General features: G+C 61.3%; 20 protein-coding genes and 2 pseudogenes. 11 read left to right on the forward strand and 11 right to left on the reverse strand.

Translation table 11 applies throughout. The features are described from left to right. The first annotated feature begins 14 nt into the window (after positions 1–14). From pdhA to ACWNC0_RS13295, 4 genes and pseudogenes are all read left to right on the forward strand, one after another. Positions 15–1,087: pseudogene (pdhA, locus tag ACWNC0_RS13280) on the forward strand (pyruvate dehydrogenase (acetyl-transferring) E1 component subunit alpha). Next, positions 1,087–2,466: a pyruvate dehydrogenase complex E1 component subunit beta gene (locus ACWNC0_RS13285; protein ID WP_449472171.1), complete on the forward strand. Its 1,380-nt coding sequence runs from the start codon at positions 1,087–1,089 to the stop codon at positions 2,464–2,466. The pseudogene pdhA and the gene ACWNC0_RS13285 overlap by 1 nt, the downstream one beginning before the upstream one ends. Positions 2,467–2,954: 488 nt before the next feature. Beyond that, complete coding sequence (locus ACWNC0_RS13290; RefSeq protein ID WP_449472173.1) at positions 2,955–3,479, forward strand: hypothetical protein; 525 nt, start codon at positions 2,955–2,957, stop codon at positions 3,477–3,479. A gap of 11 nt (positions 3,480–3,490) precedes the next feature. Beyond that, positions 3,491–3,955, forward strand: coding sequence for an EF-hand domain-containing protein (locus tag ACWNC0_RS13295; RefSeq protein ID WP_449472174.1), 465 nt, complete (start codon positions 3,491–3,493; stop codon positions 3,953–3,955). A gap of 12 nt (positions 3,956–3,967) precedes the next feature. Here the strand turns inward: ACWNC0_RS13295 and trmFO are convergent, their stop codons facing one another. Continuing rightward, complete coding sequence (trmFO, locus tag ACWNC0_RS13300; protein ID WP_449472176.1) at positions 3,968–5,320, reverse strand: methylenetetrahydrofolate--tRNA-(uracil(54)-C(5))-methyltransferase (FADH(2)-oxidizing) TrmFO; 1,353 nt, start codon at positions 5,318–5,320, stop codon at positions 3,968–3,970. 62 nt (positions 5,321–5,382) lie between these two features. On the opposite strand from trmFO, the gene ACWNC0_RS13305 reads away from it, so the two are divergent. Further along, complete coding sequence (locus ACWNC0_RS13305; protein WP_449472178.1) at positions 5,383–5,796, forward strand: VOC family protein; 414 nt, start codon at positions 5,383–5,385, stop codon at positions 5,794–5,796. A 52-nt stretch (positions 5,797–5,848) separates the two neighbouring features. Here ACWNC0_RS13305 and leuA read toward each other — a convergent pair whose 3' ends face one another. Continuing rightward, on the reverse strand, positions 5,849–7,519 hold the full coding sequence (gene leuA / locus ACWNC0_RS13310) for a 2-isopropylmalate synthase (protein WP_449472180.1): 1,671 nt from the start codon (positions 7,517–7,519) through the stop codon (positions 5,849–5,851). A 301-nt stretch (positions 7,520–7,820) separates the two neighbouring features. Here leuA and ACWNC0_RS13315 point away from each other — a divergent pair, with 301 nt between their 5' ends. Further along, positions 7,821–8,387, forward strand: coding sequence for a DUF1993 domain-containing protein (locus ACWNC0_RS13315; RefSeq protein ID WP_449472181.1), 567 nt, complete (start codon positions 7,821–7,823; stop codon positions 8,385–8,387). A 100-nt stretch (positions 8,388–8,487) separates the two neighbouring features. Here ACWNC0_RS13315 and ACWNC0_RS13320 read toward each other — a convergent pair whose 3' ends face one another. The 6 genes from ACWNC0_RS13320 to miaA form a co-directional block, all read right to left on the reverse strand. After that, positions 8,488–9,111 carry a YceI family protein gene (locus tag ACWNC0_RS13320; protein ID WP_449472183.1) on the reverse strand — a complete coding sequence of 208 codons (624 nt, stop codon included), beginning with the start codon at positions 9,109–9,111 and terminating at the stop codon, positions 8,488–8,490. A gap of 210 nt (positions 9,112–9,321) precedes the next feature. Continuing rightward, complete coding sequence (gene ilvC / locus ACWNC0_RS13325; RefSeq protein WP_449472185.1) at positions 9,322–10,341, reverse strand: ketol-acid reductoisomerase; 1,020 nt, start codon at positions 10,339–10,341, stop codon at positions 9,322–9,324. Between the two features lie 204 nt (positions 10,342–10,545). After that, positions 10,546–11,061 carry an acetolactate synthase small subunit gene (gene ilvN / locus ACWNC0_RS13330; RefSeq protein ID WP_449472186.1) on the reverse strand — a complete coding sequence of 172 codons (516 nt, stop codon included), beginning with the start codon at positions 11,059–11,061 and terminating at the stop codon, positions 10,546–10,548. Continuing rightward, positions 11,061–11,411 carry a hypothetical protein gene (locus tag ACWNC0_RS13335; RefSeq protein ID WP_449472188.1) on the reverse strand — a complete coding sequence of 117 codons (351 nt, stop codon included), beginning with the start codon at positions 11,409–11,411 and terminating at the stop codon, positions 11,061–11,063. The genes ilvN and ACWNC0_RS13335 overlap by 1 nt, the downstream gene beginning before the upstream one ends. Positions 11,412–11,421: 10 nt before the next feature. Beyond that, the gene (locus ACWNC0_RS13340) at positions 11,422–13,170 is read right to left on the reverse strand and encodes an acetolactate synthase 3 large subunit (protein WP_449472189.1); all 1,749 of its coding nucleotides are present in this window, start codon (positions 13,168–13,170) and stop codon (positions 11,422–11,424) included. 101 nt (positions 13,171–13,271) lie between these two features. Next, complete coding sequence (miaA, locus tag ACWNC0_RS13345) at positions 13,272–14,216, reverse strand: tRNA (adenosine(37)-N6)-dimethylallyltransferase MiaA (RefSeq protein ID WP_449472191.1); 945 nt, start codon at positions 14,214–14,216, stop codon at positions 13,272–13,274. Here miaA and serB point away from each other — a divergent pair. Then, positions 14,215–15,093: a phosphoserine phosphatase SerB gene (gene serB / locus ACWNC0_RS13350; protein ID WP_449472193.1), complete on the forward strand. Its 879-nt coding sequence runs from the start codon at positions 14,215–14,217 to the stop codon at positions 15,091–15,093. The genes miaA and serB overlap by 2 nt on opposite strands. Positions 15,094–15,128: 35 nt before the next feature. Here serB and ACWNC0_RS13355 read toward each other — a convergent pair whose 3' ends face one another. Then, entirely contained in the window at positions 15,129–15,890 is a 762-nt protein-coding gene (locus ACWNC0_RS13355; protein WP_449472195.1) for a MauE/DoxX family redox-associated membrane protein, read from the reverse strand. Between the two features lie 71 nt (positions 15,891–15,961). On the opposite strand from ACWNC0_RS13355, the gene ACWNC0_RS13360 reads away from it, so the two are divergent. After that, a complete protein-coding gene (locus ACWNC0_RS13360) occupies positions 15,962–16,360 on the forward strand; it encodes a MerR family transcriptional regulator (protein ID WP_449472196.1) in 399 nt (132 codons plus the stop codon). 19 nt (positions 16,361–16,379) lie between these two features. Here the strand turns inward: ACWNC0_RS13360 and ruvX are convergent, their stop codons facing one another. Together ruvX and ACWNC0_RS13370 are read right to left on the reverse strand one after the other, a co-directional pair. Then, the gene (gene ruvX, locus ACWNC0_RS13365) at positions 16,380–16,853 is read right to left on the reverse strand and encodes a Holliday junction resolvase RuvX (RefSeq protein ID WP_449472197.1); all 474 of its coding nucleotides are present in this window, start codon (positions 16,851–16,853) and stop codon (positions 16,380–16,382) included. Continuing rightward, a complete protein-coding gene (locus tag ACWNC0_RS13370; RefSeq protein ID WP_449472199.1) occupies positions 16,850–17,968 on the reverse strand; it encodes a DUF3089 domain-containing protein in 1,119 nt (372 codons plus the stop codon). Before ACWNC0_RS13370 ends, ruvX begins: the two co-directional genes overlap by 4 nt. Before the next feature lie 126 nt (positions 17,969–18,094). Between ACWNC0_RS13370 and gatC the strand changes: the two genes are divergently transcribed. The 3 genes and pseudogenes from gatC (at position 18,095) to gatB (ending at position 21,564) form a co-directional block, all read left to right on the forward strand. Then, on the forward strand, positions 18,095–18,382 hold the full coding sequence (gene gatC, locus ACWNC0_RS13375) for an Asp-tRNA(Asn)/Glu-tRNA(Gln) amidotransferase subunit GatC (protein WP_196226230.1): 288 nt from the start codon (positions 18,095–18,097) through the stop codon (positions 18,380–18,382). A gap of 98 nt (positions 18,383–18,480) precedes the next feature. Then, positions 18,481–19,966, forward strand: a pseudogene (gene gatA, locus ACWNC0_RS13380) (Asp-tRNA(Asn)/Glu-tRNA(Gln) amidotransferase subunit GatA). Positions 19,967–20,061: 95 nt separating this feature from the next. After that, positions 20,062–21,564, forward strand: a complete 1,503-nt coding sequence (gatB, locus tag ACWNC0_RS13385; RefSeq protein WP_449472202.1) for an Asp-tRNA(Asn)/Glu-tRNA(Gln) amidotransferase subunit GatB — start codon at positions 20,062–20,064, stop codon at positions 21,562–21,564. Positions 21,565–21,575 lie beyond the last annotated feature (11 nt).

Genomic DNA, 21,575 nt, shown 5'->3' on the forward strand with positions numbered 1-21,575 from the left:
AAAGGATAAGAGCCTTGGCGAAACCAACGACGCCGCGTCCTTCGCGTGCAAAGGCAAAGGCACAAAGCCCTGCCAGCGCGGATCACAACCGGCCTCGCCCCGAAACTCCTTCGGATTACAAGGCCACGAAGGAAGAGTTGCTGGAATTCTATCGGCAGATGGTCCTCATCCGCCGCTTCGAGGAAAAGGCGGGCCAGCTTTACGGCCTGGGCCTGATCGGCGGCTTTTGTCACCTCTATATAGGCCAGGAAGCTGTAGCTGTCGGCATCCAATCCGCGCTCAAGCCTGGTAAAGACAGCGTTATCACCGGCTATCGCGACCACGGCCATATGCTCGCCTATGGGATTGATCCCAATGTTATCATGGCTGAACTGACGGGCCGTGAAGCTGGCATTTCGCGCGGCAAGGGCGGTTCGATGCACATGTTCAGCGTCGAACATAAATTTTTCGGCGGCCATGGCATCGTGGGCGCTCAGGTCTCGCTGGGGGCGGGCCTCGGCTTTGCGCATAAATATAACAACGACGGCGGCGTCTGCGTGGCCTATTTCGGCGACGGTGCTGCCAACCAGGGCAGGTCTACGAGAGCTTCAACATGGCCGAGCTGTGGAAGCTGCCGATCATCTTCGTGATCGAGAACAACCAGTACGCCATGGGCACGAGCGTCAATCGCTCCTCGGCGGAAGATCAACTCTATCGCCGTGGCGAAAGCTTCCGCATTCCGGGTATCCAGGTCAACGGCATGGATGTGCTCGCTGTGCGCGGTGCCACGGAAGAAGCGCTCAAATGGGTGCAGGGGGGCAATGGCCCGATCCTGCTTGAGATGAAGACCTATCGCTATCGCGGCCACTCCATGTCCGACCCCGCCAAATATCGCTCGCGCGAGGAAGTGCAGGCGATGCGGGACAAATCTGACCCGATCGAGGGCGCAAAGAAATATCTGACCGACGCCGGGGTGAGTGAAGACGAACTCAAGAAGATCGATCAGGACATTCGCAAGGTCGTGAGCGACGCGGCGGACTTCGCCGAAACGTCGCCCGAACCGGATATGTCCGAACTCTATACCGACGTGCTGGTGGAGCAATATTAATGGGTATCGAAATCAAGATGCCGGCGCTCTCTCCCACGATGGAGGAAGGCACGCTGGCCAAATGGCTTGTGAAGGAAGGCGACGAAGTCCGTTCTGGCGACATTCTTGCCGAAATCGAAACGGACAAGGCGACCATGGAATTTGAAGCGGTCGATGAAGGAAAGATCGGCGCGATCGTCATTCCTGAAGGCACCGAAGGGGTGAAGGTGGGCACTGTCATCGCCACGATGGCGGGCGAGGGCGGTGAAGTTGCTGCTCCCAAGGCTGAGGCGAGTGCGCCCCCGGCAAAGGCCGAAGCTGCTCCCGAAGCACCGAAGAAGGCGGAAAGCGGTACAGCCAAGCTTGCCTCGGAAGCGAAGGCCAGCGTTGCCGACCCCGCTCTTCCGGAAGGCACCGAATATGTGAAAACCACGGTTCGCGAAGCTCTCCGCGACGCCATGGCCGAAGAAATGCGCCGCGATGAGCGCGTTTTCGTGATGGGCGAAGAAGTCGCCGAATATCAGGGCGCCTACAAGGTCACGCAGGGCCTTCTCGAAGAATTTGGCGACCGACGGGTTATCGATACCCCGATCACGGAATATGGCTTTGCAGGCATTGGTGCTGGCGCAGCAATGGGCGGTCTGCGCCCCGTGGTCGAGTTCATGACGTTCAACTTCGCCATGCAGGCGATCGACCACATCATCAACTCGGCGGCCAAAACCAATTACATGTCCGGTGGGCAGATGCGCTGTCCGATCGTGTTCCGTGGCCCCAATGGTGCCGCGAGCCGTGTGGGCGCCCAGCACAGCCAGAATTATGGTCCCTGGTATGCGGCTGTCCCTGGCCTGATCGTCATCGCTCCCTATGACGCTGCCGATGCCAAGGGCTTGTTGAAAGCAGCGATCCGATCAGAAGATCCGGTCGTCTTCCTTGAAAACGAGCTCGTTTACGGCCGCAGCTTCGATGTGCCCAAGGTCGATGATTATGTTTTGCCGATCGGCAAGGCCCGCATCATGCGCGCCGGCAAGGACGTGACGTTGGTCAGCTACTCGATCGGCGTGGGCATCGCGCTGGAAGCTGCCGAACAACTGGCGGCAGACGGTGTCGATGCCGAAGTCATCGACCTGCGTACCCTCCGCCCGCTCGATACGGCAACGGTGCTGGAAAGCCTGAAAAAGACCAACCGCATCGTGGTGGTCGAGGAAGGCTGGCCTGTCTGTTCCATCGCCTCCGAAATCGCGGCGGTCGTGATGGAACAGGGCTTCGACGACTTGGACGCCCCGGTACTACGCGTGACGAACGAAGACGTGCCGCTGCCCTACGCTGCGAACCTCGAAAAGGCCGCGCTTATCGACGCGGCTCGGGTGATCGCTGCTGTTAAGAAGGTATGTTATCGATGAAGGGCGAGAGGAGCGGCATCGGGCCGCTCCTCTCCCTTCTACAGAAAATCGATCCCTTACGAATATTGATTAGGCCGATAGTCAGTCGCACATGATTGCCTAGATACCCCCGGCTGAGATCAACAGCACGCCAGTGATCGCCGCAAACGGTATCGTTGCAGCAGCCACAATCGGCAGCGCGTTCCCTGCCTGGTTGTGATAAAGCCGCATTAAAATGAACAGCGTGCGCTTAATTCTGTCCCTCATATTACCTCCCCCCATGCTCATCGGCCCACCCGACCGGGTGACGTGCTGCTTGAAATGATGAAGTATCCATATTCGAGAACTGATTAAAATGCCGATAAACTCTAGCGGCCGGTATATGCTTCATGAATGACCAGGCAGAAGATCGGCCCTCGGTATTAGCTGCATTACTTAGCTCCTATGCGGGGCGCGACAACCCGCGCCACCGCTTGCTATGGGCTTTGGACGCACGTCTTGGTCGTGTCGTGGCTACCACGACAGAAGCGATGATCGGTCAGTTGCGGCTTGCATGGTGGCAGGAAGCGTTGACCGATGCAGTGGGCATGAAGGGCAGGGGTGATCCGCTGGTCGATGCGTTGCGCGCGGCTGGCGAAGCTCCACCGGCAGGCTTGACAGCATGGCTTGATGGCTGGGAAGCGCTCATCGCCGACGATGATCTGGATGCTTATGCGATCGGAAGAGGGGGAGGGCTGTTCCAATCGCTCACGGGTGAAGCAGAAGTCCCGGATTGGCTGATCCAGGCAGGGGCCGCATGGGCACTGTGGGATTTTTCAGGCCATGTCAGCAGCCCTAATCTCGCCGCCAAGGCGATCAATCTTGCTCGGCACAAGCTTTTTTCATGCGATCCGCTCTGGCCCGTATCATGGCGGCCAATGCGGATTGCCTATGGCTTGGCGCAAGGGGACATCAGGCGGGGTAAGGCCGCTCCTAACCGGTTGACTCCCGGCCTATATCTTCGGCTATTGCGCGTCGCGTTTAGTGCGCGTTGAGGGGGAATTTCGTGGGACGTATCATGGCTGGCGCCGGGGCTGCGCTGCTTCTTGTGGCGGCAGGGCTTTTCTGGTGGCAAGGGCGCGCGGCCAGCAGCGCTGCGCCGGAGGCCATAATCGCTCCACCGCCGCCGCCTGCGATAGACGCATTGCCAGAGGGAAATCCCGACGCCGTTGGCAAGGCACCTCCCTCACCCGGAGAGGCTAGTCCGCAAAGCCGCGAGCAAAAGCGCTTCGGCCGCTATGATCGGAACCGTGACGGCTTTATCACCCGGATCGAGATGCTGGGCAGCCGGGTCAAAGCGTTCAAGGCGCTCGACAAGGACAAGGACAACCTCCTTTCCTTCGAGGAATGGGCAGTCGCCACATCGGATCGGTTTGCCAGCGCTGACGCTAATGCGGACGGGAAGCTGACCCCTGCTGAATTTGCAACGACCGCGCCCAAGCGAACGGCGAAACCGAAATGCCGTTGCTGAACAAGAGGGCGCTTAGTTCATTTCAAACTGACTAAACCACTGCGACAAGGAAGCACGGGCGCGAGCAGTATAAGCCTCCTTGCGTTGTTTCTTCTTCACATCGTCCAGCGTCGGGAAAAGCCCGAAATTCACGTTCATCGGCTGATAGTCCGCCGTCGCGATATTGCCCGTGACGTGACCCAGCAATGCCCCAAGGGCCGTATCCCCAGGCGGCGGGGGCATGTGCTGGCCAAGCAGTTCGGCAGCGGCGAAACGGCCGGCCAGCAGGCCTATGGCCGCACTTTCCACATATCCTTCGCACCCGGTCATCTGACCAGCGAAGCGGATGTGCGGCGCGTTTTTCAGGCGCAGGGTTGCGTCCAGCAGTTTGGGGCTCTGGATGAAGGTGTTGCGGTGTAGCCCGCCCAGTCGCGCAAACTCGGCCTTCTCTAGTCCGGGAATGGTGCGGAACAGGTCAACCTGCGCACCATGCTTGAGCTTTGTCTGGAACCCAACCATGTTCCACAGCGTGCCCGACGCATTGTCCTGCCTCAGTTGGACGACGGCATAGGGCCAGCGGCCGGTGCGCGGATCGTCTAGCCCCATTGGCTTCATCGGGCCGTGCCGCAACGTTTCGGGGCCTCGGGACGCCATCACCTCGATCGGCATGCAGCCTTCGAAATAGGGCGTGTTCGTTTCCCACTCCTTGAACTCAGTTTTTTCGCCGTCGAGCAGCCCCTGCACAAATACCTGATATTGGTCCTTCGTCATCGGGCAGTTGATATAATCCTTGCCCTCGCCACCGCCGGGGCCGATTTTGTCCCAGCGGTTGGCCATCCAGCATTTGTTCATATCGATGCTGTCGAAATGTACCACTGGCGCAATCGCGTCGAAGAACGCAAGATGATCCATGCCCGCAGCGGAGCCTATACTCTCCGCGAGCGCTGGTGCGGTCAGCGGCCCGGTGGCGACGATGGTCATCCCTTCGCGAGGCAACTGATCGATGCGCTCCCGCACGATCTCAACATTGGGATGATCGGACAGGGCGCGGGTGACGCCATCGGAAAACACGTTTCGGTCGACGGCCAGGGCCGATCCGGCGGGGACCTTTGCGGGTTCGGCCTGCGCCATGATGAGCGAATCCAGCCGTCGCATTTCCTGATGGAGCAGGCCGACGGCGTTTTTGTCCGCATCGTCCGACCGGAAACTGTTGGAGCAGACCAGTTCGGCAAGGCCGTCCGTCTGGTGCGCCGGGGTCATGTCGCCAGCCCCCCGCATTTCCGACAGGCGCACCTTCACACCAGCCTGCGCCAACTGCCAGGCCGCTTCCGACCCGGCCAGCCCGCCACCGATAATATGCACCCGATGATCTGTCGCTTCGTCCATTTGTCCGTCCATGCGTTGGTGGCTGGCGTTTAGGTCAATTGGCGGCAAAAGGAGAGCGCAAAATGATCGACCATATCGGCATCGCCGTGAGTGACCCGGGACGGTCGCGCGACTTTTACGACGAACTGCTTGGCGCGATTGGGCTGCGGCGTTTGGTGACCATCCCGGCGGCGGATAATGAGCGCGGCGGTGAGACGCACGGCTATGGCCGGGACGACGCCTTCTTCTGGATCGGCGACAATGAAAGGGTGGGTGAGGGCACCCATGTCGCCTTTCGCGTCGAAAACCGGGCGCAGGTTCATGCCTTTCACGCAGCGGGCCTGCGTGCCGGTGGGCGGGACCATGGCGCGCCGGGGCTCAGGCCGCATTACGGGCCAAGCTATTACGCTGCCTTCATCCTGGACCCTGACGGCATCAACGTGGAAGCCGTTTGTCACGCGGAGGTCGATTTGAGCGCCGCCGAGCATAAATCTTAAACCTGTCGCAGGCAGCGCTCGCGGCGGCGAGCCGCTGCCTGCATTCTATCGATCAGCCCGCTGCAACACTGTTCGCGGCCGACAATACAGCCTGAACCGAGGCGGTCGCGATGTCCGTATCGGTGCCGATGCCGAAGACCGTGCGGCCATTGGGCGTGCGGCATTCGACGTAGGCGGCGGCGGCGACGTCGGTCCCAGCCCCGATTGCATGTTCGCTATAGTCGGCGACATCCAGATCGACGCCGAGGTCATCGCGCAGCGCCGCCAGCACCGAGGAGATGAGGCCGTTGCCACGCCCGGAAATGGAGCGTTCGCCGCCCTTATGCGCGATCTTGCCGGTGAAGATGCGGTCGCCCGCATGGCCGGTCTCATTATAGTCGATCAGCGTGTAGGGTTGGTCACCGGAGAGGCGGTAATGATCTTCGAAGGCGGCCCAGATATCGGCTGCGTTCAGCTCGCGGCTGGTCTGATCAGCCAGCGCCTGAACGACGCGGGAGAAGTCGGCCTGCATGCGCTTGGGCAGCTTCAGCCCCTTGTCCTGCTGGAGCACCCAGGCGACGCCGCCCTTGCCGGACTGCGAGTTGACGCGGATCACGGCTTCATAGTCGCGGCCCAGATCCTTGGGATCGATCGGCAGATAGGGGACGTCCCAAATCCGGTCGTTGCGCGTTTCCTGAACGGCGAAGCCCTTCTTGATCGCATCCTGATGCGAGCCGGAAAAGGCGGTGAACACCAGCTCGCCCGCATAGGGGTGACGCGGGTGGACCGGCAGCTGGTTGCAATATTCGACGGTCTGGATGACCTCGTCGATATCCGAGAAATCGAGCCCCGGATTGACGCCCTGCGTGTACATGTTGAGCGCGACGGTCACGAGGTCGCAGTTGCCGGTCCGCTCGCCATTGCCGAACAGACAGCCTTCGACGCGGTCCGCGCCCGCCATCAGGCCCAGCTCGGCCGCAGCGACGCCGGTGCCGCGGTCATTATGGGTGTGCAGCGAGATCACCACGCTATCGCGCTTCGAAATGTTGCGGCAGATCCATTCAATCTGGTCGGCATAGATGTTGGGCGTCGCAGCCTCGACCGTGGCGGGCAGGTTCAGGATCAGCGGACGATCCGCCGTGGGCTGGAGAATCTCCATCACCGCTTCACAGCATTCCAGGCTGAAATCCAGCTCGGCGGTTGAGAAGGTTTCGGGCGAATATTCGAAATGCCAGTCGGTGTTCGGCTGCTTCGCTGCATTGTCGCGCAGCAGCTTGGCCGCGTTGATCGCGATATCCTTAATCTGCGGCCGGTCCATCTGGAACACGATGTTACGCCAGGCGGGTGACACGGCGTTATAGACGTGGACGATCGCCTGCTTCGCACCGCGCAGGGATTCGAAGGTCGTGGCGATCAGGTCATCGCGGGCCTGCGTCAGCACCTGCGGGAACACGTCATCGGGGATCGCGCCGTCGCGGACCAGGCCGGAGATGAAGTCGAACTCGGTCGCGCCCGCCGAGGGAAAGCCGACCTCGATCTCCTTGACGCCGACCCGGACCAGCAAGTCGAAGAAGCGGCGCTTCTTTTCCGCGTTCATCGGGTCGATCAGCGACTGATTGCCGTCGCGCATGTCGGTCGAGAGCCAGCGCGGGGGCGAGGTGATGACGGCGCTCGGCCACCGGCGGTTGGGCAGGTCCACTTGCGGGAAGGGACGGTATTTCTGCGAAGGGTCGGTCAGCATCATGGGAAGCTACTTCTTTGCAAACGGGCGGCCCCTATTTGAAACAAAGGCGCGGCCTGCCCGGTGGAACGACTATCTGCTTGGATATGCCCTTAGGCGGATTGCTGCGTCATTCAAGCGAAGAGCAGCAGAAAAGCCACGCCTAAGGGCGTGTAAGTCGTAGCAGGGGAAGAAGCGCGCGCTGCATGATGTACCTGCCTTAACCGTTTTCGTGGCTCCGCGTCCAGCTTTTGTTGTGGAAGGCGTTTGGAAGAAGGTTCATTTACCTCTTCATCACAATGATCCATCCCATCGCGAGGCCCTCATGTCCCTGACCAACCTCCTTATACCGACCTACAGCCAGATGCTGAAAACCCTCTCTGGCTGGCTCGACAAGGCTGAAAGGCAAATGGGGGGCGATGCGGCCAACGCGCTTCTGTCCGCGCGGCTTGCTCCCGATATGTTTCCGCTGTCCACCCAAATCCGGTTCGCTTGTGTGCAAGCTGGGGAAGGCGTGTTTCGGCTAAAGGGAGAGGCGTTTCCCTTATCGATCCAGGCTCTTCTGGACGAGGGCCGGAACGCGGAGGAAAATCCCGGCTCGATCGCCAGCGCAAAGGCCAGAATTGAAGAAACGCTCGCCCTGTTGGACGATCTCGCTCCCGATGCGCTTGATACCGACCCGCAAAGCCCGATTGAGCATGCATTGCCGATGGGCATCATTTTCGACCTCACGGCCGAGCAATATGCTCGCGACTGGACGTTGCCCCAATTCTACTTCCACGTCATGACCGCCTACGCAATCTTGCGCAACCAGGGGGTAGAGTTGGGCAAGGCGGATTATATCGCGCATATGTTCCCATATATACGGCCGGGAACAATGCCGACCGGCTAAAGCCCATAGTCACGCGGGGCGGCTACGCCGGTCCCAAGTCGGATAGGATTATTCCGGGAACGGCCCGGGTGATGACGGCTCATCACCCGGACCTGACAGCTTACTTCTGAAAAGCGGCGACGATCTTCAGTTCCACATTATCGCCGACCATCGGGACGCCGTAACCCATATTGAAGTCGCTCCGTTTGACCGTTGTGGTCGCGACGAACCCTATATTTTCCTTGCCGCCTGCCATGGCCGGAGCCTTGCCCGCGCCGTAGAAGTCAGCATCGAGCGTCACCGGCTTGGTGACACCCTTGATCGTAAGATTTCCGGTGATTTCTGCGCTGGTCGCGCCATCGGGCTTCACGCTCGTGGAGACGAATGTCGCCTTTGGAAATTTGGCGGCATCGAAAAAGTCTGCCTTCATCAGATGTTCGTCCAGCGCGGTGATGCCGGTGCGGACATTGGCGATGGGGACTTCGATCGAGACCTTGGCAGCGGCCACATTTTTGGGGTCCAGAGCCAATGTGCCGACCGGGCCAGAGATGATGCCGAAATTGTTGGAGAAGCCCATATGGTCATAGGCGAAGGCGACCTGGGTGTGACCCGGATCAACCTGATAGGTGCCGCCGGTTACGCGGGCCGGGTCCCTTGCGCCGGGCGCGGCGGGCATCTGCTGGGCGATGACGGCGCCGCCGGTCAGGGCGGCAAGGGCAGCGGCGGAAATCAGGAATTTGCGCATGGATGGGTTCTCCAGAAGCGGTCAAGGGACGCGCTACCATAGCGGCGTCCCTTGATTGTTCCAGAGGCGTAGCCGGAAACGGAGAGTTACCGGATTGAAATTCTGGGCTTCGCGCCTGTTCCGTCATCCCAGCGCAAGCTGGGATCTCAGCAGAAGGCGCGCAACGAGGCCCGAGACCCCAGCTTTCGCTGGGGTGACGAAGCTGGAGCTTCAGTTCTTTTCCTTGTCCACCAGCTTGTTCGCGCCGATCCAGGGCATCATGGCGCGCAGCTTCGCGCCGGTTTCCTCGATCGGGTGACGCTGGGCGGCGATGCGGCTGGCCTTCAGTTCAGGCTGGCCGGCGCGATTGTCGAGCACGAAGTCCTTCACGAAGCGGCCCGACTGGATGTCGGCGAGGACGCGCTTCATTTCCTTCTTCGTTTCTTCGGTGATGATGCGCGGGCCGGTCTTGATGTCGCCATATTCGGCGGTGTTCGAGATCGAATAGCGCATGTTGGCGATGCCGCCTTCATACATCAGATCGACGATCAGCTTCAGTTCGTGGAGGCACTCGAAATAGGCCATTTCCGGCGCGTAGCCAGCTTCCACCAGCGTTTCGAAGCCCGCCTGGACCAGCGCGGTCGCGCCGCCGCACAGCACGGCCTGCTCGCCGAACAGGTCGGTTTCGCACTCTTCGCGGAAGTTGGTTTCGATGATGCCCGAACGGCCGCCGCCGACGCCGCTGGCGTAGGACAGGGCGATGTCATGGGCGTTGCCGGTCGCGTCCTGCGCGATGGCGATCAGGCAGGGGACGCCGCCGCCGCGCTGATATTCGCTGCGGACGGTGTGGCCGGGGCCCTTGGGCGCGATCATGATCACGTCCACGTCCTTGCGCGGTTCGATCAGGCCGAAATGCACATTGAGGCCGTGGGCGAAGGCGAGCGCGGCGCCGGGCTTCAGGTTGGCGTGAATGTCGTCGGCGTAGATGGCGGCCTGATGCTCGTCGGGGGCGAGGATCATGAGGACGTCGGCCCATGCGGCGGCTTCGGCGTTCGGCAGGACTTTAAAGCCTGCGCCTTCCGCCTTCTTGGCGCTCGCCGAGCCGGGGCGGAGCGCAATGGCGACTTCGGCAACGCCGCTGTCGCGCAGGTTCTGGGCGTGGGCGTGACCCTGCGAGCCGTAGCCGAGGATGGCGACCTTCTTGCCCTTGATGAGGCCGATGTCGGCGTCGCGATCGTAATAAACCTTCATGTTTCCAATTCCCTCAACCGTGCCATTGTCCTCGCCCCGGCACGGGGAGAGGATACGAAATCTCGGCTCGGCGAAGCCGGGCCTAGATGAAGTTGGAGAGGGGCTTTTCGCCACAGTGAGGGCGCTGCCCCTCTCCAGCTGCGACTAGGCGGCAAAGCCACCAAGTCTCGCTTCCTCTCCCCTGAAGGAGAGAGGATATTCAGTTCAGTTCGGCTCCTTGCCGCGGATCAGGCCGACGACGCCGGTGCGGCCGACTTCGACCAGGCCGATCTGACGCATCAGGCCCACGAAATTGTCGATCTTGTCAGTCGTGCCGGTGATCTCGAAGATGAAGCTTTCGATCGTCGTATCCACCACCTTGGCTCGGAACACGTCGGCAAGGCGCAGCGCCTCGATCCGGTCTTCGCCGGTGCCGGTGACCTTCACCAGCGCCAGTTCACGCTCGACGAAGGGGCCGTTGGCGGTCAGGTCCGTCACCTTGTGAACGGGCACCAACCGATCCAGCTGGGCGATAATCTGGTCGATCACCTTGGGTGGGCCGTTGGTGACGATTGTGATGCGGCTGATCGCATGATCATGCGTGATGTCCGCCACCGTCAAGCTGTCGATATTATATCCGCGCGCGGTGAAAAGCCCCGCGATGCGAGCAAGGATACCCGCCTCGTTGGTGACCGTCAGCGACAGGACGTGCCGCTCGCTATATTCTTCCTGAATGTGCATCAGATGCTTGTCCCGTTGTCCGGTTCTTTTTCGCGCTCATGGCGCTCGGAAATCATGCCAGTAAAGGCGTAGTGCCAGCTGCCATCGTCGCGATGAGCGATGCGAACCGGAAATCCGGCTATCGCATCGAACATGCGGCTCAGATGTTCACCCACATAGCGCGGGCTGATCAACAGGCGGCCTATCCGGCGTTCGTGAAAATCGAAGCCCTCATCCAGATGAACTTCCCAATCTTCATTCTCCGGATCGCTATGATCCACGGTCCAGCCTTTCAGCTCGGCCGTGCCGCTTATCCGTTCGAAGTCAAAGGGTTCGCTCACATGGATGCGGAGCTTCAGATGCCCAGTCACGCCATAACCCTCACACCAAAGCCTTTGCCTCGTCCGACATGATACCAGCGACCTGGCTGGGGTCGAGCAGCATGTCGGTATGCGCCGCGCCCGACGGGATCATCGGGAAGCAGTTGGAAAGCTTCGCCACGCGGCAGTCCACGATGACAGGGCCGGGTGTGTCGATCATCTGACGAATGCCTGCCGCCAGCTCCTGCGGCTCTTCGATGCGGATGCCGGTCCAACCATAAGCTTCGGCCAGCTTCACGAAGTCCGGCAGGCTGTCCGAATAGCTGTTGGAATAACGGCTTTCATAGGTCAGTTCCTGCCACTGGCGAACCATGCCCATATATTCGTTATTGAGGATCAGCACCTTGACGGGCAGCCGATATTGGCTCGCGGTTCCCATCTCCTGAATGTTCATCTGGATCGAGGCATCACCCGCGACGCAGACGACCAGGCTGTCGGGATTGCCGACCTGCGCGCCGATCGCGGCAGGGAAGCCATAGCCCATGGTGCCGAGACCGCCTGAGGTCAGCCACTTGTTCGGTTCTTCAAAACCGAAATGCTGCGCAGCCCACATCTGGTGCTGGCCGACTTCGGTCGTGATGATGACGTCATTGGCAGACTTGGAAGCCCGGTAGAGCTCCGCGATCGCCTCCTGCGGCATGATCTCTTCGCGGCTCTCCGGATAGGCCAGGCTGTTGCGCGCGCGCCAGCCTTCGATCCTGGCCCACCACTCGCTGAGGTTCACAGCCTTGTGACCATGGGTTTTCCACGCAGCGATCATGTCCGTCAGCGCGTTGCCGACGTCAGCAATAACCGGAAGATCGATCTCGACCGTCTTGTTGATCGAGCTGCGGTCGATGTCGATGTGGATCTTCTTGCTGTTCGGCGCAAAGGCATCGAGACGGCCGGTGACGCGATCGTCAAATCGCGCACCGATGCAGACGATCAGGTCCGCCTTGTTCATCGCCCAATTGGCTTCATAAGTGCCGTGCATGCCCAGCATGCCCAGCCATTGCGGCGAGGAAGCGGGGAAGGCGCCGAGACCCATCAAGGTCGAGGTGACAGGTGCACCAGTCAGCTCCGCCAGCTCACGCAGTAAAATCGAAGCCTTGGGACCTGAATTGATGACCCCGCCGCCAGTGTAGAAGACCGGCCGCTCTGCCTTGGCCAGCATTTCGACGGCCTGAGCGATTGCAGACGCATCCGCCTTGGTTTGCGGCTTGTAACTGGCATGCTCAAAGCCAAGCGGACGGGAATAGGGCGCGGTGGCGACCTGCACGTCCTTGGGAATATCGACGACAACCGGGCCGGGGCGGCCCGTGGTGGCGATATGAAAGGCTTCGTGGATGACGCTCGCCAGCTTGGCGGGCTTCTTCACCAGATAATTATGCTTTGAACAATGGCGCGTGATGCCGACCGTGTCAGCTTCCTGGAAGGCGTCAGTGCCGATCAGCGGCGTGCCGACCTGCCCGGTGATGACGACCATCGGGATGGAATCCATCAGCGCATCGGTGATGCCGGTGACCGCATTGGTGGCGCCGGGGCCGGAGGTGACGAGCACGACGCCGGGCTTACCGGTCGAACGTGCATAGCCTTCCGCCATATGGGTCGCGCCCTGTTCGTGGCGGACAAGGACGTGGCGGATCTTGGGATGATCGAAAAGTGCGTCATAAATGGGTAGCACCGCGCCGCCCGGATAACCGAACACGACCTCGACCCCCAGGTCGATCAGGCACTCAACCAAAATGTCCGCGCCGCTCTTTTCGGCCACGATGAAATCCTTCCACTGGATGCAGGTTGCGCCCTCTGCTCCAGATGAGGAGCGAAGGCAAGGTGGGTGCCTCTATTAGACATAAAATGGCTAGTCAATAGCTATTCACGTAATTTAATTACGATTTTAGATGCTGAATTGTCATCAACAGGGCGTGTCTCCCTCAGCCAACTGGCTGGGGGCTGCCGCGAAAACCAGGTATATTGGCGTTTGGCATATTGCCGGGTCGCAATCCGGCCGCGCTCCAGCATCATCTCGCGGTCTATATCACCGGCAAGCCAGCTCGCAATTTCAGGCACACCGATAGCGCGCATGACAGGAAGATCGGGCGAGAGGTTGCGTGCGAGCAGGGCCTCTACTTCGGCTACGGCGCCACCCTCTACCATCTGCTCGAAGCGTCGGTCGCAACGTGCGATCAACCAATCGCGCGGGGGCAGCAGAATGAGTGGTGAAAGGCGGATCTGTTCGCCGATGCCTCCGACCTTTCGTTGCTGCCAATAGGCGAGCGGCTGTCTTGTCGAGCGCACCACTTCCAATGCACGGGCTACCCTTGTGCTATCGGTAGGCGCCAGCCGCGCGGCAGCTGCCGGGTCCTCGATTGACAATGCGGCATGGGCGTCCGCAACGGGCATGGCGCGGACAGCGGAACGAATGGCGGGATCGATGTCCGGCACCGGAGCGATACCATCAAGCAATGTGCGCAGGTAAAGCCCCGTGCCACCGACCAGGATGGGCAGGCGTCCTTCCGCATGCGCCTTGCCGATCTCTTCGCGTGCTTCCGTCGCCCAGCGCGCAGCCGTACAGGCCTCCGCCCCGTCGATATGGCCGAAAAGGCGGTGCGGGATGTCACCCATTTCCTCCATACTCGGGCGCGCGGAAAGGATCTGGAGATCGGCATATACCTGGCTGGCGTCGGCATTGATGACGACGCCATTGGCCGCTTGAGCCAGCCGGAACGCCAGCGCGCTCTTGCCGCTGGCGGTAGGCCCGGCAATAAGCGCGACGCGGGGGCGGGATTCGCCCATAGATGTTTCAGGAGTGTCCATGTTCGTCGCAACCTTAGTGGCAAGTGCGGCCTTGAGTCAGCGGGATATTGAAGATGCCGTGGCTCGGCTGGCGACGGCTGGCTGCGCGCCGGTGGATAGCAAGTGGCTGGATGAGGGCAAGGCTGCCGATATCTTCTTCGGTGGTGATGCTGTGTTGGCCCGGGCGGCGCTAACCGGGATCGGCGACAGGATCGATGTCATCGTTCAGCTTGCCGAGGGTCGCGAGAAGAAGCTGCTGATCGCGGACATGGACTCCACGATGATCACGGTCGAGTGCATCGACGAACTCGCCGATTATGCGGGCATCAAGCCGCAGATCGCCGATATCACCGAGCGAGCGATGCGTGGCGAGCTCGATTTTGCAGGCGCGCTGCATGAGCGCGTCGCCTTGCTCAAGGGCCTCGCCGATGAAGCGATCGACCGATGCCGGACAGAGCGCGTGAGGATCATGCCGGGCGCGGGAGCACTTGTCCGTACAATGAAGGCGAGGGGGGCTGAAACCCTCCTTGTATCCGGCGGTTTCACCCGCTTCACCGGACCCGTGGCCGAGGAAATCGGGTTTGATCGTGCGGTGGCGAATGTTCTTGAGATTGCTGATGGAGCGCTGGTTGGCACGGTAACGCTGCCGATCGTCGATGCCTCGCGCAAGCGTGCGGAACTGGAAGCTGCGATCGAAGCAGGCATTGATCGGGCATTGACGCTCGCGGTGGGTGACGGCGCCAACGACATACCTATGATTCAGGGCGCGGGTCTTGGCGTTGCCTATCATGCCAAGCCCAAAACGCGGGAAGCAGCCGCTGCGGAGATCGTCCATGGCGATCTCTCAGTACTTCTGTATGCGCAGGGCATCTCTTCGGCAGAATGGGTCCAGGCGTAGTCGCTCTCCGACAGCGGTTGGGATGGCATCTGAGGTCAGATACGAACAAGCATCCACAGCGCCATCGCAACCATCATGATGTTTTCCGTCAGGGAGACGAACCCCAACGGTACGTTGCTGCCGCCGCCGACGCACGCGCATTTCAGTTCCCGCTTGTCGATATAGACGGCCTTGAACACTGATACCGCGCCGATGCCGCCAATGAACAGCGCGACGGGGATGGAAAGCCAAGGCAGAATGCCGGTCAACATCAGCACGCCTGCGCCAAGCTCCAGAAACGGATAAGCCTTCCCATAAGGCACATATTGGCGGGCAAGCAGGTCGTAGTTCAGGAACATGGTGGCGAACCGGTCCACATCCTGCAGCTTCAGCATCGCGAGCAGCATCATCGTGACAGCAATGAAACTTTCGACGGTCATGACACTGATCAGCGGGATCGCGGTCAGCCAACTGATCGCGAGCGCCAACAGCGCGCCGACCCCAAAGACAGCGAGGACTGGGACATAGCTGGGGGCTGACGGATCAGCGACGGCCAAGCCAAAGAACCGGCGGAGATCGTCATGGCCACCGACCCGTTCGCCATCGATGAAGATTTGCGGCGTCGTCTTGACGTCATGCGCCTGTTTGAACGCCTCCGTTTCTTCGCGGCTCGTGAGCCAGTGATCCTCCACGTCGTAACCCCTGTGCCGCAATAACGAGCGCGCCTTGAGGCCATAGGGGCAAACATGGCCGGGCATCACCATCCGATAGAGGACAGCCGTTCGCGGCAAGGCGGTCGTTGCTGTTGCGCTCGTCATCTCATCGCTTTCTCTTGGACACTATCATTCTGCGCCCCATATGGGTTCCGTACCATGGTCCGGAGTCAAGCATGGCGATGACAATTTCTGGTCTGGCGCGCGCTGGTGGCGTGGGCGTGGAGACCGTGCGCTTCTATCAGCGGCGCGGATTACTGGAGACGCCGGATCGGGACGGCAGCGGACTGACGCGCGGCGTCCGTCGTTATGATGATCAGGATGTGCGACGTTTGAAGTTCATACGCTCGGCGCAGGCGGCGGGGTTCACGCTGGACCAGATTGGCGAGCTTCTGCGACTGGATGCCGGACAAGACAGGGCGCGTGCCAGGGAACTGGCGGCGGGGCAATTAGCTGCACTGGACGTGAAGATCGCCGAACTCCAGGCGGCGCGCGATTCGCTAAGGCGGCTCGCCAGTGCATGTCACGCATCCGATGAGGGGCCTTGTCCCATCATCTCGGCTTTCGAGGGATAGTTCTTCACCGGAACGGCTGTCAGAACCCGGCCATCAACCCGTCGATCGCCCCTTGCAGAATGTAGCTCGCGGCCAGCTTGTCGACCAACTCGCCCCGCCGCGCACGGCTCGCATCTGCTTCCAGCAAGGTGCGCGTAACCGCCTGCGTCGACCAGCGTTCGTCCCACAACAAAATCGGCAAATTCAGATCCGCGATATTGCGGGCAAAGGCACGGCTTGCCTGGCTGCGCGGACTCTCGCTGCCATCGAGATTGAGTGGGAGGCCGATGACGACGCCCTTCACCTGCTGCTGCTCCATGAAAGCGGCGAGCGCGACCTTGTCCTTGCTGAACTTCCCACGTGCCACCGTGTGCGCCGGACTCGCGATGGACCAACCCGCGTCGCACAAGGCAAGCCCGATCGTTTTCGTGCCGACATCCATGCCGAGCAGGCGGCCGCCGTACGGCAGTACCTCGCGGAAGGCCGCGCGGTCGGTGGTGAGCAGCGTGCTCATCTCTTCAGGAAACTCGCCAGCCGCTGGCGCGCATCTTCCCGGACATCACCCCAGAACAAGCCATAGTCATAGACGTGATAATTATTGCCCGGCAGCGTGAACGGCCCCATGTCCACCGGCTCCCCGATCATCAATATGCCGCTCGCGTCGCACCGTGCTGGAACTACGCCCTTCAGCAGGCGCGGCGCTTTGCTTTCATCCCGGCTGTCGATCGTACCCAGATTGGCACTCGCCGGAGCGGCCCCGTTGAAAGTGCCGATGATGGGATTGGTGCAGAGCATATGCGTTCCCTTGCGAGGGCGGCCCGTAAAACCGCGCAAGCGCTCGAAACTTTCCACCATCGGAGCCGGATCAGCAGGCTCGGCATAGCTTTGCCAGCTGACAATGCACTGAGCCTGATCGCGCCGCGCGCATGCGGGCAGGCCGAGGGCGGGCAAATCCGCCTCCACGGATACCGGCCAGCCAACGGCATAAACGGCCACGATGCGGGAAGCGACAGGCGTCCCCGCAACCTGATCGCGCAGCAACTGGAGCAGGTGGCGCGACCCTTGGCTGTGCCCTGCAAGGATCAGCGGACCTGTCGGGTTCGCCTTCAGAAACGCCGCAAAGGCCAGGCGCACATCGCGATAGGCGGCCGCCAGAGCCTGTTCGCCAGCAGGCTTGTCGGTTAGGAATGCGCCATAATTGGCCTGCCGATAGCGGGGCACCCAGACATCGCCGATCGCGTTGAAGGCGCTCGCCTGTCCCTGCACGAAACGACGGGCAGTCGTCAGCGCATCCTTGTCGTCCAGCCGCATGTTCCAATGCGCGCCGCCGAAAGCGGTGATGTAGGAGGTCGGATGGATGAAGAAGACAGCCGCCTTTTGGGTGACCGCTTCATCCTTCTGTCCGGCGGGTTTCCACAAAGCCGGATTGCCTTGCGCGATGTCTGGCCGGGCGATCCACATCTTGGGATTATCATAGGCATTGGCCGGAAGCGGGGCGATCGGGGTAAAGGCTTCTCGCGGCACCATGACCGTGCGGATCAGCTGCATCCCCCAGATGCGGTAAACCAGCAATGCCGCAAGGACCAGCACGATAAGGCTGGCGACGACATAGAGGAACTTGCGGGCCAATGCTTTGCTCTCCGCCGATCGCCAGGACCCCCATGGCCTGCGTCGAACGGCGCCTGTCTGGCGCAGGCACCCCTCATGCGCAAGTGCGGACTTGAAGCGGACGTGAGCGGGTGGTAGCGGCGGCCCATGTCGATAGACCTTCAGACCGTAAAGAAGATTGCCAGCCTTTCGCGCATTTCGGTGACCGAAGCCGAAGCCGAGGCGATGGTGCCTGAACTCAACAACATCCTCGGCTGGGTGGAACAGTTGGGCGAGGTGGATGTGACCGGCGTCGAGCCGATGACCGCCGTCATCCCCAACAAGCTGCGCCTGCGTGAGGACGCCGTGACCGACGGCAATGTTCGCGACAAGGTGCTGGCGAATGCTCCGCAAGCCGAACATGGCTTCTTCGCCGTGCCCAAAGTCATTGAATAACATCTGTTATTCCGTTCGCCCTGCGCTTGTCGAAGGGCTCTACTTCTCTTCAAGAAAGGACTGGGCTTCGAAAGGCTCAGTCCGACCGGGGAAAGAGTTTGACTGATCTTACCGATCTTACAGTAGCCGAAATCCGCGACGGTTTCCGCGCGGGCGACTTCTCCGCGCGCGAAGTGGCCGAAGCGTTCAACGCCAATGTCGCTGCGGCCAAGGCACTGAACGCCTTCATCGTGGAAACGCCGGAAAAGGCGCTGGCATCCGCCGATGCCGCCGACAAGGCAAAGGCTGCGGGCGAAGCGCTCAAGCCGCTGTCGGGCGTGCCGATCGGCATGAAGGACCTGTTCTGCACCGAAGGCGTGCAGACGACCGCCGCCAGCCACATGCTGGAAGGGTTCAAGCCGACCTATGAATCCACCGTCTCCCAAAAGCTGTGGGATGCGGGCGCGGGGATGCTGGGCAAGCTCAACCTCGACCAGTTCGCCATGGGTTCATCCAACGAGACCAGCTATTTCGGCAATGTGATCTCGCCCTGGCGGCGGGGCGGCGGCGACAATGCCGCGCTGGCGCCAGGTGGATCGTCAGGCGGCTCCTCGGCGGCGATCTCCGCGCGGCTGTGCCCGGCGGCGACCGGCACAGATACAGGCGGGTCGATCCGTCAGCCTGCCGCCTTCACCGGCATCAGCGGTATCAAGCCGACCTATGGCCGTTGTTCGCGCTGGGGCATCGTGGCCTTTGCCTCCTCACTGGATCAGGCCGGGCCGATGGCGCGGACGGTGCGCGACAATGCGATCCTGCTGGAAACGATGGCGGGCTTCGATCCCAAGGATTCGACCTCGCTCGATCTGGCCGTGCCGCAGTGGGAAGCCAACCTCACGAGCAGTCTCAAGGGCAAGAAGGTCGGCATCCCCAAGGAATATCGCCCCGATGGCCTGAATGCGGAAATCTCCGCCATGTGGGATCTGGGCATCGAGTGGCTAAAGGACGCAGGCGCCGAGGTCGTGGAGGTATCGCTTCCCCACACCAAATATGCGCTGCCGACCTATTATATCATCGCACCTGCCGAGGCTTCCTCGAACCTCGCCCGCTATGACGGCGTACGCTACGGTCAGCGCGACCTTCCCGATGGGGCGGGCCTCCAGGACATGTATGCCGCCACCCGCGCCTTGGGCTTCGGGTCGGAGGTCAAGCGCCGCATCATGATCGGCACCTATGTGCTGTCTGCGGGCTTCTACGACGCCTATTATACGCAGGCGCAGAAGGTGCGGGCGCTGATCGCGCGCGACTTCGAACAGGCTTTCGAGAAGTGCGACCTGCTGCTGACGCCGACCGCGCCGAGCGCCTCTTTCGCGCTGGGGGAGAAGCAGGCCGATCCGCTCGCCATGTATCTGAACGACGTCTTCACCGTGCCTGCCTCGCTGGCCGGTCTGCCGGCCATGGCGGTGCCGGGCGGACTGGACTTCGCAGGGGTTGCCGCTGGGTCTCCAGATCATCGGCAAGGCATTGGACGAGCAGACCGTGCTGAACGCAGGCCTCGCGATCGAGGAACGCGCGGGCTTCACGGCCCGGCCGGAAAAGTGGTGGTAATCAAACTCGTCATGCCAGCGTAGGCTGGCATCTCAGGCGAGGTTGAACAACATACGAGAAAGATCCCAGCTTCCGCTGGGATGACGGTGTAGAAGATGACCGAGACAGCATACCGCATTCAGGGCGCAACCGGCGAGTGGGAGGTCGTGATCGGCCTCGAAGTCCATGCGCAGGTGACGAGCCAGGCGAAGCTCTTTTCCGGCGCGGCGACGGCATTCGGCGCGGAACCCAACACGCAGGTGTCGCTGGTTGACGCGGCGATGCCGGGCATGCTGCCCGTGCCCAATCGCGAGTGCATCCGTCAGGCGGTGCGCACCGGCATGGCGATCAATGCAAAGATCAACAAATGGTCGCGCTTCGATCGCAAGAACTACTTCTACGCCGACTTGCCGCAGGGCTATCAGATAAGCCAGCTTTACCACCCGCTGGTCGGCGAAGGCGAGATCGAGATCAATCTCGATGAGAAGAACCCCGACGCCGCGACCAAGCGGATCGGCATCGAACGCATCCATGTCGAGCAGGATGCGGGTAAGCTGATGCACGACCAGCACCCGACGCGCTCCTATGTCGACCTCAACCGCTCGGGCGTCGCGCTGATGGAGATCGTGTCGAAGCCCGACATGCGCTCACCGGCCGAGGCTGGCGCCTATCTGTCGAAGCTCCGCACGATCCTTCGTTATGTTGGCTCGTGCGATGGCAATATGGATCAGGGTTCGATGCGCGCCGACGTCAACGTGTCGGTGCGCAAGCCCGGCCATGAGTTCGGCACGCGAACCGAAACGAAGAACGTCAACTCCGTCCGCTTCGTCATGGCGGTGGTGGAATATGAGGCCAACCGTCAGGTCGATGTGCTGGAAGCGGGCGGCAAGGTCGTTCAGGAAACGCGCCTCTACGATCCGGACAAGAATGAAACGCGGTCCATGCGGTCCAAGGAAGATGCGCATGACTATCGCTACTTCCCGGACCCGGACCTTCTGCCGCTGGAACTGGAAGACGCCTTCCTGGAGGAATGCCGCCAGTCCTTGCCCGAACTGCCGGATGCAAAACGCAGCCGCTATGAGGAGCAACTGGGTCTTTCGGCTTACAATGCCGCCACGCTGACCGCTGACGCCGACACGGCGCGCTGGTTCGAAGCCTTGCTGGCCGAAGCCGCGCGCATCCAGAAGAAGAGCGAGGGCGAGGTCGCCAAGGCTTCGGCCAACTGGCTGCTGTCCGAGCTATATGGCGCGCTCAACCGCCTCGGGAAGAGCCTTGAGGACAGTCCGGTCGGCCCCGAAGAGGGCGCGGAACTGCTCGCGCTCGTCGCCGATGGCACGATCAGCGGCACCATCGCCAAGCAGGTATTCGAGATCATGCTGGAAACCGGCGATCGCGCGCCGAAGATCGTTGAGGAAAAGGGCCTGAAGCAGACCAGCGACACCGGCGCCATCGAAGCTGCCGTGGCCAAGGTCCTTGCCGACAATGGCGACAAGGTTGAACAATATAAGGCGGGCAAGGAAGCCTTGTTCGGCTTCTTCGTCGGCCAGACGATGAAAGCCATGCAGGGCAAGGCCAATCCCCAGGTCGTCAATGACCTCGTCCGCAAGGCGCTTGCGTAAATCGAAGCGCA

The organism is Sphingobium chungangianum (assembly GCF_977014255.1).

Bases quoted from the DNA above. Each gene is read 5' to 3' on its own strand.
- trmFO (WP_449472176.1), bottom strand. From the start codon at position 5,320: ATGGACGAAGCGACAGATCATCGGGTGCATATTATCGGTGGCGGGCTG.
- ACWNC0_RS13305 (WP_449472178.1), top strand. From the start codon at position 5,383: ATGATCGACCATATCGGCATCGCCGTGAGTGACCCGGGACGGTCGCGC.
- ACWNC0_RS13355 (WP_449472195.1), bottom strand. From the start codon at position 15,890: ATGACGAGCGCAACAGCAACGACCGCCTTGCCGCGAACGGCTGTCCTC.
- ACWNC0_RS13320 (WP_449472183.1), bottom strand. From the start codon at position 9,111: ATGCGCAAATTCCTGATTTCCGCCGCTGCCCTTGCCGCCCTGACCGGC.
- gatB (WP_449472202.1), top strand. From the start codon at position 20,062: ATGACCGAGACAGCATACCGCATTCAGGGCGCAACCGGCGAGTGGGAG.
- leuA (WP_449472180.1), bottom strand. From the start codon at position 7,519: ATGATGCTGACCGACCCTTCGCAGAAATACCGTCCCTTCCCGCAAGTG.
- serB (WP_449472193.1), top strand. From the start codon at position 14,215: ATGTTCGTCGCAACCTTAGTGGCAAGTGCGGCCTTGAGTCAGCGGGAT.
- ilvC (WP_449472185.1), bottom strand. From the start codon at position 10,341: ATGAAGGTTTATTACGATCGCGACGCCGACATCGGCCTCATCAAGGGC.
- ACWNC0_RS13285 (WP_449472171.1), top strand. From the start codon at position 1,087: ATGGGTATCGAAATCAAGATGCCGGCGCTCTCTCCCACGATGGAGGAA.
- ilvN (WP_449472186.1), bottom strand. From the start codon at position 11,061: ATGCACATTCAGGAAGAATATAGCGAGCGGCACGTCCTGTCGCTGACG.
- gatC (WP_196226230.1), top strand. From the start codon at position 18,095: ATGTCGATAGACCTTCAGACCGTAAAGAAGATTGCCAGCCTTTCGCGC.
- ACWNC0_RS13315 (WP_449472181.1), top strand. From the start codon at position 7,821: ATGTCCCTGACCAACCTCCTTATACCGACCTACAGCCAGATGCTGAAA.
- ruvX (WP_449472197.1), bottom strand. From the start codon at position 16,853: ATGAGCACGCTGCTCACCACCGACCGCGCGGCCTTCCGCGAGGTACTG.
- miaA (WP_449472191.1), bottom strand. From the start codon at position 14,216: ATGGACACTCCTGAAACATCTATGGGCGAATCCCGCCCCCGCGTCGCG.
- ACWNC0_RS13360 (WP_449472196.1), top strand. From the start codon at position 15,962: ATGGCGATGACAATTTCTGGTCTGGCGCGCGCTGGTGGCGTGGGCGTG.